General features: G+C 63.0%; 13 protein-coding genes. 5 read left to right on the top strand and 8 right to left on the bottom strand.

Annotated elements, in window-relative coordinates; all coding sequences use genetic code 11:
• Positions 1–18: 18 nt before the first annotated feature.
• Positions 19–705, bottom strand: coding sequence for a type 1 glutamine amidotransferase domain-containing protein (locus tag AB2L57_RS03805; RefSeq protein WP_100809673.1), 687 nt, complete (start codon positions 703–705; stop codon positions 19–21).
• Positions 706–817: 112 nt separating this feature from the next.
• Between AB2L57_RS03805 and AB2L57_RS03800 the strand changes: the two genes are divergently transcribed.
• Entirely contained in the window at positions 818–1,717 is a 900-nt protein-coding gene (locus AB2L57_RS03800) for a LysR family transcriptional regulator (protein ID WP_100809672.1), read from the top strand.
• A gap of 348 nt (positions 1,718–2,065) precedes the next feature.
• On the opposite strand, the gene AB2L57_RS03795 is transcribed toward AB2L57_RS03800, so the two are convergent.
• Both AB2L57_RS03795 and AB2L57_RS03790 read right to left on the bottom strand, forming a co-directional pair.
• The gene (locus AB2L57_RS03795) at positions 2,066–3,316 is read right to left on the bottom strand and encodes a sensor histidine kinase (protein WP_409048107.1); all 1,251 of its coding nucleotides are present in this window, start codon (positions 3,314–3,316) and stop codon (positions 2,066–2,068) included.
• A gap of 105 nt (positions 3,317–3,421) precedes the next feature.
• Positions 3,422–4,084 (bottom strand): response regulator transcription factor, encoded by a 663-nt coding sequence (locus AB2L57_RS03790; protein ID WP_100809748.1) that lies wholly within the window; start codon positions 4,082–4,084, stop codon positions 3,422–3,424.
• Between the two features lie 141 nt (positions 4,085–4,225).
• On the opposite strand from AB2L57_RS03790, the gene AB2L57_RS03785 reads away from it, so the two are divergent.
• The 4 genes from AB2L57_RS03785 to AB2L57_RS03770 all read left to right on the top strand — a co-directional run bounded on the left by AB2L57_RS03785 (position 4,226) and on the right by AB2L57_RS03770 (position 7,829).
• Positions 4,226–4,750, top strand: a complete 525-nt coding sequence (locus AB2L57_RS03785) for a hypothetical protein (protein ID WP_103663531.1) — start codon at positions 4,226–4,228, stop codon at positions 4,748–4,750.
• A 432-nt stretch (positions 4,751–5,182) separates the two neighbouring features.
• Positions 5,183–5,923, top strand: coding sequence for a peptidoglycan-binding protein (locus AB2L57_RS03780; RefSeq protein WP_409048672.1), 741 nt, complete (start codon positions 5,183–5,185; stop codon positions 5,921–5,923).
• Positions 5,920–6,642, top strand: coding sequence for an ABC transporter ATP-binding protein (locus AB2L57_RS03775; protein WP_100809668.1), 723 nt, complete (start codon positions 5,920–5,922; stop codon positions 6,640–6,642). The genes AB2L57_RS03780 and AB2L57_RS03775 overlap by 4 nt, the downstream gene beginning before the upstream one ends.
• A complete protein-coding gene (locus AB2L57_RS03770; RefSeq protein WP_100809667.1) occupies positions 6,639–7,829 on the top strand; it encodes an ABC transporter permease in 1,191 nt (396 codons plus the stop codon). The genes AB2L57_RS03775 and AB2L57_RS03770 overlap by 4 nt, the downstream gene beginning before the upstream one ends.
• A 399-nt stretch (positions 7,830–8,228) precedes the next feature.
• On the opposite strand, the gene AB2L57_RS03765 is transcribed toward AB2L57_RS03770, so the two are convergent.
• From AB2L57_RS03765 to AB2L57_RS03745, 5 genes are all read right to left on the bottom strand, one after another.
• A complete protein-coding gene (locus AB2L57_RS03765) occupies positions 8,229–9,050 on the bottom strand; it encodes a CoA ester lyase (RefSeq protein WP_100809666.1) in 822 nt (273 codons plus the stop codon).
• Positions 9,051–9,138: 88 nt separating this feature from the next.
• On the bottom strand, positions 9,139–10,272 hold the full coding sequence (gene tal, locus AB2L57_RS03760; protein ID WP_100809665.1) for a transaldolase: 1,134 nt from the start codon (positions 10,270–10,272) through the stop codon (positions 9,139–9,141).
• Positions 10,269–11,717 carry an NAD-dependent succinate-semialdehyde dehydrogenase gene (locus AB2L57_RS03755; RefSeq protein WP_100809664.1) on the bottom strand — a complete coding sequence of 483 codons (1,449 nt, stop codon included), beginning with the start codon at positions 11,715–11,717 and terminating at the stop codon, positions 10,269–10,271. Before AB2L57_RS03755 ends, tal begins: the two co-directional genes overlap by 4 nt.
• Positions 11,714–12,682, bottom strand: a complete 969-nt coding sequence (locus tag AB2L57_RS03750; RefSeq protein ID WP_100809663.1) for a transketolase family protein — start codon at positions 12,680–12,682, stop codon at positions 11,714–11,716. The genes AB2L57_RS03755 and AB2L57_RS03750 overlap by 4 nt, the downstream gene beginning before the upstream one ends.
• Positions 12,679–13,593, bottom strand: a complete 915-nt coding sequence (locus AB2L57_RS03745) for a transketolase (RefSeq protein WP_100809662.1) — start codon at positions 13,591–13,593, stop codon at positions 12,679–12,681. The genes AB2L57_RS03750 and AB2L57_RS03745 overlap by 4 nt, the downstream gene beginning before the upstream one ends.
• Between the last annotated feature and the right edge of the window lie 77 nt (positions 13,594–13,670).

The raw sequence follows: 13,670 nt of genomic DNA, 5'->3' as shown, positions 1-13,670 counted from the left end.
GGTTGCGCCGACCGTCGATCAGCGACCCGAAAGCACCTCGACTAGCGCCCGAGCAGTCGCGATGCTGGACTGCGGATTCTGACCGCTTACGAGTGATCCGTCGGTGACGACGGTTACCGACCAGGGCTTGCCAGACTCGACAAGAACACCGAGTGCCCTCAGCCGGGACTCCACCAGATATGGCGACGCGTCGCCGAGTCCCCCCTGGCGCTCTTCGTCATCGGTGAACACGGCCAATCGGCGACCTGCGAACGCGAGCGACCCGTCTTGGCGCACCGCGCTGAGCAGCCCAGCCGGTCCATGACACAGCACCCCCACGACCGCATCGCGGTCAATCGCGTCTATGAGGAGGCGCCCGAGGTATGCATCGAACGCAAGGTCGACCATTGGCCCGTGGCCGCCCGGCAGAATGATCGCGTCGTACTGCCCTGAGCGAATGTCCGCGAGAGCACGCGGGCGCGCGAGGAATCCGTCGATCGAGGCGAGGTACGCCTTTAAGTCCTCGGCGTGTTCCCCGACGAGGCTGCCAGGGTCGACCACCGGATGCACACCGCCTGGCGTTGCAAGGTCCACGTCGTGACCGGCACTAACGAGGCCCCGATGCAGTTCGACAAGTTCCTCTGCCCAGAATCCGGTCGGGTGCGCCGTGGAGTCTGCGAGCGCGATGGAGTTCGCGCCGGTAACCACCAAAAGTGTGTGTGCCATGTCTTCTCCTTTTCGACGGCATGCTTGGGCCGTTGAGGTTGGAAACGAGGTATACATCACGTAAATTTCTTATGATCCTCGGTGAAGATCACTTTTCTGATGGGAGCAATCGATGCCCGACCTCGATCTGCTGCATACGTTCGTCGTCGTGCACCGCGCAGGTTCATTCACCGCTGCAGCGACCCGCCTTGGCCTTAGCCAGCCTGCGGTCAGCGACCGGATCGCCCGTCTGGAAGCGGACCTCGGCACGTCGCTCTTCATCCGCTCGGTCAGTGGATCGGTGGCGACCTCCGCGGGGGAAGCATTAGTGCTGAAGGTGGCGGCGGCCGTCGACCGACTGCAAGATGCCTGGACTGCGCCGCCGTCAGGTCTCGACTCAACGGTGCGTGTTGGCGGGGCGAGCGACGTCGTGGCTGCTCGGGTGATACCGACGCTCGCGCCCCTCACCGCCGATGGCATACGGCTCGAGTTCACCCTGGGCCTGGCAGAGGACCTGCTGAACCAGCTCGCTCAGGGCGCTCTCGATATCGTCGTGTCGTCAGTGCGGAAACCGATGAAGGGCATCCGATATCGCGGGCTCGTGGACGAGGAATTCGTTCTGGTCGGTGCTCCGTCACTTGCTCGCAGCATCGATCGAGACCACCTCGCGACCGATCCGGCGACAGCGTTACAGCATCTCCCCTTGGTAGCGTACGACGCCGACTTGTCAATCGTGCGGCGGTACTGGCGTAGCCAGTTCGGTCACAGACCAACTAACAGTCTTGCATTGATCGTTCCCGATCTGCGCGGCGTTCTCACCGCCGTTGTGGCGGGCGCGGGAATCTCTGCGCTGCCGCGATACCTCGCCGACGCGGCGATTGGCGCCGGGAGCGTGGAGGTGCTTCACCGCCCGGGAGAGAGACCGATAAACACCCTCCACCTCGCGATCGCGGCTGCCACGCCGTTGACGGCCCCCACGACGAGGGTGATTGACGGCCTTGTTGAACGTGCGCGCGACTGGGACGTTTTCTGACTTGGCTTATGACGAGAGGTGGAAGCGCGCGTCGATAGTGAAGGAGCCCCTGTCATTGAGGTCTGCCCGAGAGCAGTCTCGTGTCCGAGCGCTCGGTCCTGTTGGGACAAGGTGCGGTGACCGTGGGTCAAGGATTTGAGCAACTGATCCGGCCGCCCAGTCGCGCCTCTCTGCCGCGCGTGAGACTGATGCGAGCCCGCGGAGCGCAATACATAGATTCGAGCATCCGTCAGCCGTGCCAACCACGCGCGCAGATCGGCTGGTGCCGACCTGACTGAAGACCGCGTCCTGGCGCAACGTCGACGTGCCACTAAGCACTTCCACCAGGATCGAATGGGCCGGTTAGCCTTATCTACGCGACGGGGCTCGAGAAGCTCCGTCGCGTGCTCGAGGTAGTTCGAGCTCAGACGGAGTTAGGGCTGGCGCCCCACGCGAACGTTCCGATTGGCGGTTTTCGCCTGAAGGGAACGTGACGGTGGCGACAAGCCCTCCTTCTCGTCCTGGCTCGAGCCCCAAGTGGGCGTCGTGACGGTCGGCAATAGCCTCGATTATCGAGAGCCCGAGCCCACGTCCTTTCGACGTGGATGCCGTCGAGCGACCCTGCAGTCGAAAGAAAGGTGACGTCAGCGAATCGATTGCGGACTCGGGAACGTGGGCCCCGCTGTTCTTCACCTGGAGAACCGGGCAGCCCCTGCGTTCGAGGGAAGTAGTGACCACTATCCACCCGCCCTCCGAGTTGTGCCGGATTGCGTTTTGAATCAGGTTCAGCACCAGCTGACGGAGGAGGGTCGGGTCAGCGTTGACCGTCGCCGCCGAGAGCCGGTAATCAATCCGGATGCAGGCTTCGTCCGCCTCCTGTGCGACATCGGCGAGGACGAAGGATACGATCTGCTCCAGCTCGACAGGCTGTTGCACTGGGCGGGCAGCCTCGACCTCACTGAGGTCAAGGAGCGATTCAACCGTTTGAATGCTCCGCTCGTTAGTTTCTCGCAGGCGCTGAAGAAGGGGACGTTCGGCGTCCTCCGCGCCCGCGAGCGCGACGTCGAGCATCGCGCGAGTCGTCGCGAGGGGCGTCCTCAGTTCATGAGATGCGTTTGCCGCGAATCGACGATAAGTTGCGAACGAGCGCTCGAGTCCCTCCAGCATCTCGTCAAAGGTGTCTGCAAGATCAGAGATCTCGTCTCGTGGACCTCGTAGCGAGATGCGATGGTCAAGGTGCCCTCGGGCTGCCCGATGAGCCGCTGCATTCACCTCTTGCAACGGTCGCAGCATGCGTCCGGAAACAACCCACCCTACCCAACCGCCTCCTACCGCGAGGAGCACGAGGAGGATGCATGCGATGACGAGGATGAGTCGTAGCACATCGTCGCGAGATGACACGACGTAGCCCGGAGTCAGAGCCGTGCTCGCGATCCCCGGGTCGACCTCACCGACGGCGGGCGGGCCAGTCGTCCTGACTGAGGGCACTGCGAACGTGTATGTGGGCAAGAAGCCAACCACCAAATACACCACGAGCATCATGAGCGCGCCCGCCAGGGTGAGCAGCCCCGCGTAGGTGTAGGCCAGGCGAGCACGAAGCGTCAGCCGGAAGCGCTCCATGCGCATCCGGGGCCTCACGCGCATGAGGCATCTTCGTGACTCGGCGCGTTTCGTCGCTTGACCGTCTCTTGTTCAGTCCTCATTTAGCCCGACCTCCGATCACGTTTAGCCCGACCTTCCGATCACGTAGCCGCCCTGAACCGTATCGATTAGTCGCGGCTCCCCGAGCTTGCGACGTAGAGTGCTGATCGTGACCTTGACGGAGTTGGTGAACGGGTTTGCATTCTCGTCCCATGCCCGCTCGAGAAGTTGCTCGGCGCTGACGACGGCCCCGGGGTCACGCATCAGCACTTCGAGGACGGCGAATTCCTTGCGAGTGAGCTGGACGAACCTTCCCGACCGTGTCACCTCCCGACGCACCGAGTTGAGGCGGAGGTCGTTTAATTCCAGGGTTGGCGGCAGCGCCGTAAACCGGCGTCGGGCGAGCGCGCGGATGCGGGCAATCAGCTCAGCAAATTCGAACGGCTTCGACAGATAGTCGTCCGCACCCAGCGCCAGTCCCTCGACCTTGTCGTCGAGGCGGCGAGCTGCTGTGAGCATCAGGATCGCGGGTCGATCTGGGTTCACCGCGAGCCGATGGCATACCTCGTCGCCATCCACCACGGGGATATCCCTGTCAAGCAGGACAACCTCATAGTTGGTATCCGACACTGCCTGAAGCGCGGCCTCGCCGTCGTAGGTGACGTCCGCTGAAATCGCGTCGAGCGCCAGCCGCGCGCGAATAGCTTCGGCGAGGTACACCTCATCCTCAACAACCAAAACCCTCACGGTGATACTCCTCAACTCGTATTCCTATGCAACCACTGCACGGGTTCGCTGATCGTAAAGAGATCCCTTTACTCCCCTGCGACCGGGCTCACCGCCTACTTGGCTGTGCCCACAAACGGGCCCACTCGAAAGGACATCTTCATGCGAAACATACGTAACCGTGGCTTGCACGCCCTTGCGGGCGTCGTGTTGCTGACCGGACTCGTCGCCTGCGCGCCCTCGCCCGCCACCGAGAAACCCGGCGAACTGGACTCTTCAAGTCAGCAACAGGATTACGAGGAGTGGCAGCTCGCCTGGGAGAAGTGCGTCGGGGATCAGGGAGTCGACCTCTCACAGTTCATGGTCAAGGCCGGCGAGGCTGGCGATGAGGGCTCGGCTCCGCCGCCTAAGCCGACTGAAGCCGATCGGGTCGCGATGGAAAAGGCGATGGAGTTCTGTGACGAGGAACTCGGGCAGGCTCCCACTCGGGACGACCTCCCGTCTAGCGAAGAGATGAATGAGATGGGACTCCTCCTCGCGGCATGCATGCGTGAAGCAGGATACGACTTCCCGGACCCTGAGATCGGTCCCGGCGGCACTGTCGCGGCGATGCCTTCCGGTGATTACGCACCCGAGGATCTGGACAAGTGCATCGAAGAAGCCGGATATCCAGGAGCGGAAGGATGAAGCGGCGAGTGACCCACCTCAAGCGCCCTCAGCATCCAAACGAATCCCCGGATGCGCTTCCAAGCCTTGAATCCTCTGATTCCGTGAAGGAGGACGATTCAGAGAACAGATCCCATTCACGGGGTGCTCGCCGCGGATGGATAGTCGCGGCGACGAGCGCTGCAGTGGTCATCGCAGTTGTTGCGGCCTTCCTCCTAGCCAGGCCGCCAGCGGAAGCGAACGACGAACGCGGTGCGCCGCCGACCGATACCACTGAAGTCAGTCGGGGGGATCTTGTGGAGCAGGTCCGGCTTACGGGCAAACTCGAGTTCGGAAACATCCGTGATCTGGGTTCCCTTCTTCAGGGCACCGTGACGGCCGTCCCAACTCCGGGAACAGTGGTTGGACGCGGGGGGGGAGCTGTTTCGAGTGGACAACACCCCGGTGATCCTGATGCTGGGAGGGCTTCCTGCCTGGCGCGAGTTCGCTGAAGGGATGAGCGACGGCCCCGACGTTCGACAGCTTGAAGAGAACCTTGCTGCCCTCGGATTCTTCGGCGAAACACCCGATGAAAAGTTCAGGTGGTCAACCATCGTCGCCATCAGGAAGTGGCAGAACGCCCGTGGGCTCGAACGAACGGGAAGGATCGAGCAAGGTCGAATTGTGTTCGCGCCTGCGGACCTGCGAATACAGGACGTGGTGGCGGGCGTCGGAAGTGGAGCGGGCGGCGTAGTTCTGAAGGTTTCAGACACGAGCAAGCAGGCCAGCATCGACCTCGATCCGAGCATGGCAGCCAACGCTCCGCTGGGTGCGAAGGTAGTTGTCCAGCTCCCGAACGGAACGTCGGCCGAAGGAACCATCACTGCAGTTGGCTCGCCAGTCGAACGTGATAGCCCGAACGGTGGCACCTCGCTGAAGCTTCCACTGACACTCGTGCTCGATGACCCTTCTGTGGCGGCAGCTTTCGATACCGTGACGATCAGTGTCACCTTGCGCGACGTGATCGCCGAGGATGTGCTCCTCGTGCCGGTCACGGCGCTTCTCGCCGACGTCGGCGGAGTGTCGGCGGTTGAACGCGTCGGAAAGAACAAGAGCGAGGTCGTGCCCGTCGAGCTCGGAAAGTTCGCCGACGGAATGGTGGAGATCGTAGGTGGCGATGTCGCTGAGGGCGATGCAGTGGCGGTCGCAAAGTGAACGCCGTGATCGATCTTGCCAGGGTGACCCGTTCGTACGGGTCGCCCCCCACCCTCGCCTTGCGCGGTGTAGACCTCCGCATCGACAGGGGAGAGATGGTGGCCATTGTGGGCCCGAGCGGCTCGGGAAAGTCCACTCTGCTGAACCTGATGGGCACTCTTGACCGTGCGACGTCGGGACGCACATGTATCGCGGGCCATGACGTGGCGGAGCTTGGAGACGCTGAGCTGTCTGCGCTGCGCGCATATACGATCGGGTTCATATTCCAGCAGTTCCACCTCGCTGACGGCGTCACAGCCTTGGACAACGTCGCCACCGGGCTGATGTACACCGGTGGTCCCGTCGCGGAGCGAAGACGGCGTGCAGCGCTTGCGCTGGAGCGCGTAGGGCTGAAGCATCGCCTGCGCCACCAGCCCCGCCACCTGTCGGGAGGTGAACGCCAGCGTGTAGCTATAGCGCGAGCGGTCGTCGGGAAACCTGACCTGCTGCTTGCGGATGAGCCCACAGGAAGTCTCGACAGCCGGTCAGGGGCAGCAGTGGTGGAGATCCTGAGGGAACTGAACGAGGCAGGAACCACCGTGGTGGTCATCACCCACGATCAAGACCTCGCCGACAGGATGCCTCGACAGGTGCGCATCAGGGATGGAGAAGTCGTCAGTGACTCCGGTTCGGCGTTACGTAAGCTCGAGGTTCCCCCGGATCTGGAGGTGCTCACATGAGCAGATTCCTGCAGTCCCGCCTGCGTACTTCCGACCTGCTCAAGCTCGGTTTCCATGGGCTCAGGGCCAATCCCCTTCGCGCGGCGTTGTCAGCCCTCGGCATTGCGATAGGGATTGCGGCGATGGTCGCGGTGATCGGCATCTCGACATCCAGCGAGGCGCTCGTCAAGGAACGACTTTCGTCCCTCGGCACCAATCTCTTGACCGTGACCGCCGGATCAGACCTGTTCGGCTCCGATTCGAAGCTGCCTGCAGACGGCATTCAGCGAGTCCGCAATCTGTCCGGCGTCGAAACGGCAACTTGGACCGCGGCCCTCGCCGAGGTCAACGTCTACCGGAACCCCTCGATCGACGCGGAGGCAACGGGAGGTTTGACAGTTCTTGCCGCAGGAGACGAACTCCTGCCGGCGACCGGATCCAGCTTGCGCGCCGGTGTGTGGCTAAACCCTGCGACCGCAAACCTGCCGACCACAGTCTTGGGGGCGAAAGCAGCCGAGCGCCTCGGCATCCGCACGATCGGGAGCCAAGTATCGCTCGGGGGTCGGCTGTTCACTGTAGTAGGCATCTTGGAACCAGCTCCGCTCGCCCCTGAACTTGATGTCGCCGCACTCATCGGCGGCGAGATCGCCGGAGAGCTGTTCGTCTTCGATGGATCACCCACGACTATCTATGAGCGCTCCAGCGACGAGTCGGTTGCGGTCGTACGCGAGCTCCTCCCGCGGACAGTGAACCCTGAGTCACCCAACGAGGTGAAGGTGAGCCGTCCATCGGATGCACTCGCGGCGAAGAACACTATCGACCAAGCTTTCACAGGCCTCCTCGTAGGAGTGGGATCGATCGCGCTCCTGGTGGGCGGTATCGGCGTGGCGAACACGATGGTCATCACGGTACTTGAACGACGACGCGAGATCGGACTGCGCCGAGCGATTGGGGCTACCCGGGGGCACATCCGTTCCCAGTTCCTCGTGGAGGCTGTGCTGCTCGCTTCTCTTGGTGGGCTAGGGGGGTCGTTGATCGGCTGGTTGATCATCTGGCTGGTCGCCACCGCAAACGGATGGCTCGTTTCCATTCCGCCGTATGTATTGGTCGGGGGCGTGATCGTGACGATGCTCGTCGGGGCAATCGCTGGCTCGCTCCCGGCAATGCGCGCTGCTCGTACATCGCCAACCGCCGCTCTGAGTTCGTGAGTGGTCGTGGCCGGCTGCTATTCATGCAACCGGCCACGACCACGGAAGTCGGTGTCGTTCGAAGCCTGGGGCCACGGACTGTTCGCGTGGTCCGGGTGGTCGCGAGAGTACGCCTGTCTAGGCTCATCTGTGGGCGCGGGACACGGCGCAGAGTCCAACTGCGCAATCTTCGCTTTGGCGTTCCGCAATCCGCGCAGGCTCTTCGTCGATCTGCCCGATCTCGACAACTGGACGTTGAGGTCACTTCGGCGAGGTTAAGCGCGATCGGCGCATACCTGATTCGAGTCGCTGGCCTCAGCATCGAACCGTCGACCATTCAAAGGAAATGAACAAGTGGGACGCTTCGACAGGCGCGTGAGCGGCGTACCCACCGCGCACGGCCAGCAGCGAGGCGAATCGTCACATCTGCCCCACACCGAATACTTCCGCGAGATGCGCGATCTTCTCCGCGCGCTTGAGCCGCGGAGGGTCGCTTCCATCTCGAACCACGCGGCCGCGAAGCTCGAAATCGTTGAGGAACTCTCTCGCCCAGGAAACGTCAGACGGAGCCGGGCTCATGACCTCGTTAACCAGCGGCACCTGTTCCACACTGAGACACAATCGTCCAGTCATTCCGAGCGAGACTGCGACCTCGGACTGGCGGCGCACCACGGGATGGCTCGCGCTCACCGTCGGCCCATCGATCGGTCCAGGCAGACCAGCGACGCGGCTAGCGATCACCAGTCTTGAGCGCGGGTACGCCATCGCGAGATCGTCAGCAGCGGTTCCAGTGTCTCGGCGATAGTCGCCACTTCCGAAGGCCAGACGAATGGTCCCGCGCGAGGCGGCTATCGACGATGCCGATTCGATGCCGATAGCCGATTCGATGAGAGGTAGCACTGGGCTCTTCCTTCCCAACCGGTCGAAGGTCTCGCTCACTTCGTCGGCTGACTCTGTCTTCGCGAGGACGACACCCTTCAGACCTTTGCAGCCACGTAGAGCATCGATGTCTCGCTGCCATTCCTCAGACGAACGCTCATTGATCCTGATCCAAGCGGAACTCTCCCTGAGCCAGTCCACGACATCGTCCCGTGCGGCGGCCTTATGCCGAGGGTCCACACCATCTTCGAGGTCCAGGACGATCTGGTCAGGCTGTGATTGAGCCGCGGCATCGAAGTCGCGTCCCCATGCCGACAGAAGCAGCCAAGATCGCGCTACCTGCGGGGAAACGGATGTGATCATGGCGGGCTCCCCGTCCTACTGTTCGTACCTAGACGCGAGGTCGACCGAACCGTTGGGCGAACCTGCTCCTCGCCGCACTTGCGCACCTTCACAGACGACTAGGCCATTTGGCCATCACCGCGCCGGCGAGTGCCTCGCGGACGGTGTTCTGCAGGTCGTGCCACGAGGCGATGAACTTGTCGACGCCTTCGTCTTCGAGCACCTGGGTGACGTCGGCGAAGTCGATGCCGACTGCTGCGAGGTCGGCGAAGACCTTGTGCGCGGCTTCGTAGGTGCCCGAGATCGTGTCACCCGCCACGACGCCGTGGTCGAAGGTCGCCTCGAGCGTCTTCTCGGGCATCGTGTTGACCGTGCCGGGGGCGACGAGCTCGGTGACGTAGAGCGTGTCGGGGAGGGCCGGGTCCTTGACCCCGGTCGATGCCCACAGCGGCCGCTGCAGTGTTCCTCCGGCGTCGAGGAGGGCGACGGCGCGGGGCTCGGCGAACTTCTGCTCGTACAGCTCGTACGCGAGGCGCGCGTTCGCGACGCCCGCGAGCGACTTGAGGCCGGCCGCCTCGTCGGTGCCGATCGCGGCGAGGCGCTTGTCGACCTCGGTATCGACGCGCGAGACGAAGAACGACGCGACGGAGTGGATCTTCGAGATGTCGTGCCCGTTCGCCTGCGCGAGTTCGAGGCCCGCGAGGTACGCGTCGATGACCTCGGCGTACCGGTCGAGGCTGAAGATCAGGGTCACGTTGACCGAGATGCCCTCGCCGATCACCTGGGTGATTGCGGGCAGGCCGGCCTTGGTCGCGGGGATCTTGATGAGCACGTTCGCACGGTCGACGGTGGCCGACAGCTCCTTGGCCTGCGCGATGGTCGCGTCGGTGTCGTGGGCGAGGTCGGGGGAGACCTCGATCGACACGCGCCCGTCGACGCCGTTCGAGGTTTCGAACACGGGAGTGAAGATGTCGGCCGCGTCGCGGACGTCGTCGGTCGTCGCGGCGAAGATCGTCTCGTCGACGGAGGCTCCGGATGCCGCGAGCTCCGCGATCTGCGCCGTGTAGGCCTCGGCGCCGCCGCCGACCGCGGCCTGGAAGATGCTCGGGTTCGTCGTGACGCCCACGACGTTGCGGGTGGCGATCAGCTCGGCGAGGTTGCCGGAGGTGATGCGCGAGCGCGAGAGGTCGTCGAGCCAGATGCTGACGCCCGCCGCGGACAGCTGCTCAGTGCGGGAGCTCATGCTGATTCGGGGACGAATGCGTACTTGGTGTCGAGATACTCGAAGATCCCCTCTCCTCCCCCTTCTCGCCCCATTCCAGAGTGCTTGGTGCCACCGAACGGGGCGGCTGCATTCGAAATCGCCCCCGCGTTCACGCCGAGCATCCCGGAGTCCACCGCAGCCATGACCCGATGCGCCCGCGAAAGGTCCGTGGTGTAGACGTACGCAGCCAGGCCGTAGGGTGTGCCGTTGGCCAACTCAATGGCCTCCTGCTCAGTCTCGAACTTCGTCACAGCCACCACTGGCCCAAAGATCTCCTCGGTGTACAGACGCGAAGTCACAGGAACATCTGTGATCAACGCCGGGCTGAAGTAGCTGCCTCCTCGCTCGTCGACTCCGCCGACGAGCTCATAGGCGCCGAGTTCGATGGCGTCGTCAATGAGCGCACGAATTCGGCGTGAGGCACTCTCGTTGATCAGCGGGCCGATGTCGATGCCTTCGTCAGATCCAGGCCCGACGCGAAGCTCGCGGACTCGCTCCGCCAACTTCTCAACGAACTCGTCGTGAACGGCCGCGTGCACCAGGAACCGGTTTGCGGCGGTGCAGGCTTGTCCGACATTGCGGAACTTCGCGACCATCGCGCCGTCGACGGCGGCGTCGATGTCCGCATCGTCGAAGACGAGGAACGGCGCGTTGCCGCCGAGTTCCATCGAAGTACGAAGGACGTTGTTGGCAGCCTGTCGGAGCAGAGTCTGTCCAACTTCCGTAGAACCGGTGAAGCTCACCTTTCTCAACCGTGGATCGTCCATGAGTGCCTTCGAAATATCAGACGAGCGGGAGGAAGTCACCACGTTGATGACACCCGCTGGAAGTCCCGCTCTCTCGAAGAGGCCGACGAGGTACAGCGTCGTCAACGGAGTGAGCGCCGCTGGTTTGATGACCACCGTGCATCCAGCTGCCAGGGCTGGCGCCAGCTTGCGCGTTGCCATCGCGAGTGGAAAGTTCCACGGGGTGATCAGATAGCAGGGCCCGACAGGTCGGTGGGAAATGATCATCGAGCCGGTGCCTTCCGGCGTTGCGCCCGTTCGACCGCCTACGCGCGGGCCCTCCTCCGCGAACCATCGCAGGAACTCGGCGCCGTAGTTGACCTCCGCGGCAGATTCCTTCAGTGGTTTCCCCATTTCGAGCGTGATGAGTCGCGCGATCTCGTCGGCGTTCTCCTTGACCAGATCGAAGGTGCGGGAGAGTACATCTGACCTCGCGCGTGCGCTCAAGGCTGCCCACGTGGCTCCAGCGTCGACGGCGGCATCGAGTGCGGACAGTGCGTCCTCTGGCGTCGCGTCCGCCACCTCCGTGAGGATCTCGCAGGTTGCGGGGTCTCGCACGGGAAAAGTTGCACCGCCGGTCGCTGACCGCCACTCTCCCGCGATGAACAGGCCAGACTCAACGTTTGTCAGGATCGTCATGCCACAACCTGCTCAACGGTCCCGGTGCCCGCAACGGGGCTGTTGAGCCACGCCCGCACCTGTTCGGCCACTCGCGACGGAGACAGGCCGTACTTTTCGAGAAGGAAGTCGTTGGGCCCAGACTCGGACCAACTGTCTGCCAGTCCCATTCGCGTGACTCGCGGCGCGTTGGGCAGTTCGCTGAGGACCTCGCTGACGAGCCCTCCCAGGCCACCGATGACGCTGTGCTCCTCGACGGTGATGACGATGCGGGAACCCTCGAGCGCGGCGATCAGGGATCCGACGTCCAGCGGCTTGATAGTTGGAACGTGGATGACTCTCGTGTGAATCCCTGCCTGGCTCAGAAGCTCGGCAGCCTCAAGAACGCGGGAGCTCTGCACGCCTGTTGAGACGAGGGAGATGACTCCCCCGGTACGGAGCTGGACCACGCTTCCAAGTTTGAACTCGTAGCTGTCGTCGAGCACTGGACGGACCGCGTCTCGAGCGATTCGCATGTACACCGGCCCATTGTGTTCGGCGGCCCATCGTGTAGCTGCCTCCGCTTCGAATTCATCGACGGGCGCGAGCACGGTCATGTTGGGCATCGCTCGCATGATGGCCAGATCTTCAATGTCCTGATGAGTCTTGCCGCTGCTGCCATTGAGCAAGCCGCTGTACGCGCCGGCAATGCGTACGGGCGCCTCGGTCTGCGATACAAGCATCCGAATCGGGTCAAGCGCGCGATGCGTCATGAAGACGCCGAAGGTCGAAAGCCAGGGACGATAGCCCGCCGTCGACAGCCCGAACGCGATTCCAACCATGTTCTGTTCGGCAATCCCGACTTCGATGAATCGGTCCGGGAAGGCTTCGGCGAACTTGTCCGCCTTTGTGGAGTTGGCGAGGTCGCCATCGACGACGACGATGGTCGGATCGTGATGTCCGATGTCGACGATCGTGTCGCCCCAGACATCTCTCTGTGCCTTCATCGGTTTGTCTCCTCGATCTGAAGTTCGTTCCGCGCAATCTGCAACTGCTCGTCTGTTGCGACGCCGTTGTGCCACTTGTATGTGCCCTGAGTGAATGAAAGGCCATGACCTTTCACAGTTCGGGCAAGGATGACGGTCGGCCGCGAGGTTCTGACCACGTTGTCCGAGGCGGCCGAATAGGCCTCGAGAATCGATGAGAAGTCGTGTCCATCCGCATCCAGCACGTTCCATCCGAATCCCTCGAAGACCCCGCGCAGGTTCACATGAGCCCAGGGGTCGCTCCGATCAAATCGGTCGCGCGAGGCATCTGCCGGCCAGCCGAACTGTTGAAGGCCGTTGAGGTCCACGATCGCAATCAGGTTGCTCAGCTCGTAGCGGCTGGCGGAGTTGACTGCCTCCCACACCATTCCCTCTTGAAGCTCACCATCCCCCAGAACCACCCAAGTGCGGTGGTCGGACTGCTGCTTGCGCGCAGCGAGAGCGATCCCGACCGCGGCCGATAGGCCTTGACCGAGCGACCCAGTCGACACGTCGATTCCCGGGGTGAGCTTCATGTCCGGGTGCCCTTGAAGCCTCGAGTTGCCGCGGTCGAAGGTGGCCAACTCGTCCACCGGGAAGTAGCCACGCAAGGCCAGAACGCCGTAGAGCCCGATGGCTGAGTGACCCTTCGAGAGCACAAAGCGATCGCGCGCGGGATCCAGTGGGTTCGCGGGGTCGATGCGCAACTCGGCGAAGTAGAGGGCCACGAGCAGATCGGTCATCGACATCGGCCCACCGATGTGGCCGGCCTTGCTCTGGGCCACCGTGTTGACGATGTGCCATCGGACCAATTGAGAGAGCCGCGCTAGCTCTTCGAGATCCGGGCTGTGGGGCAGTGCGACGCTTACGTCAGCTGCAGCATCCTTGCTCATGCGTCGATCCTATCATTTTCGGACAGTTGGTCCATATTTTGTCGCCAATAAAGATGACTGATGCCCTTGACGGGGGC

The sequence above is a fragment of the Microbacterium sp. HA-8 genome (genome assembly GCF_046111165.1).
Lineage (GTDB): Bacteria > Actinomycetota > Actinomycetes > Actinomycetales > Microbacteriaceae > Microbacterium.
This window is presented reverse-complemented; position numbering and strand designations above follow the sequence as displayed.

Excerpts from the sequence above, each read along its gene's own strand:
- AB2L57_RS03805 (WP_100809673.1), bottom strand. The coding sequence starts at position 705 with ATGGCACACACACTTTTGGTGGTTACCGGCGCGAACTCCATCGCGCTC.
- AB2L57_RS03800 (WP_100809672.1), top strand. The coding sequence starts at position 818 with ATGCCCGACCTCGATCTGCTGCATACGTTCGTCGTCGTGCACCGCGCA.
- AB2L57_RS03795 (WP_409048107.1), bottom strand. The coding sequence starts at position 3,316 with ATGGAGCGCTTCCGGCTGACGCTTCGTGCTCGCCTGGCCTACACCTAC.
- AB2L57_RS03785 (WP_103663531.1), top strand. The coding sequence starts at position 4,226 with ATGCGAAACATACGTAACCGTGGCTTGCACGCCCTTGCGGGCGTCGTG.
- AB2L57_RS03780 (WP_409048672.1), top strand. The coding sequence starts at position 5,183 with ATGCTGGGAGGGCTTCCTGCCTGGCGCGAGTTCGCTGAAGGGATGAGC.
- AB2L57_RS03770 (WP_100809667.1), top strand. The coding sequence starts at position 6,639 with ATGAGCAGATTCCTGCAGTCCCGCCTGCGTACTTCCGACCTGCTCAAG.
- AB2L57_RS03765 (WP_100809666.1), bottom strand. The coding sequence starts at position 9,050 with ATGATCACATCCGTTTCCCCGCAGGTAGCGCGATCTTGGCTGCTTCTG.
- tal (WP_100809665.1), bottom strand. The coding sequence starts at position 10,272 with ATGAGCTCCCGCACTGAGCAGCTGTCCGCGGCGGGCGTCAGCATCTGG.
- AB2L57_RS03755 (WP_100809664.1), bottom strand. The coding sequence starts at position 11,717 with ATGACGATCCTGACAAACGTTGAGTCTGGCCTGTTCATCGCGGGAGAG.
- AB2L57_RS03750 (WP_100809663.1), bottom strand. The coding sequence starts at position 12,682 with ATGAAGGCACAGAGAGATGTCTGGGGCGACACGATCGTCGACATCGGA.
- AB2L57_RS03745 (WP_100809662.1), bottom strand. The coding sequence starts at position 13,593 with ATGAGCAAGGATGCTGCAGCTGACGTAAGCGTCGCACTGCCCCACAGC.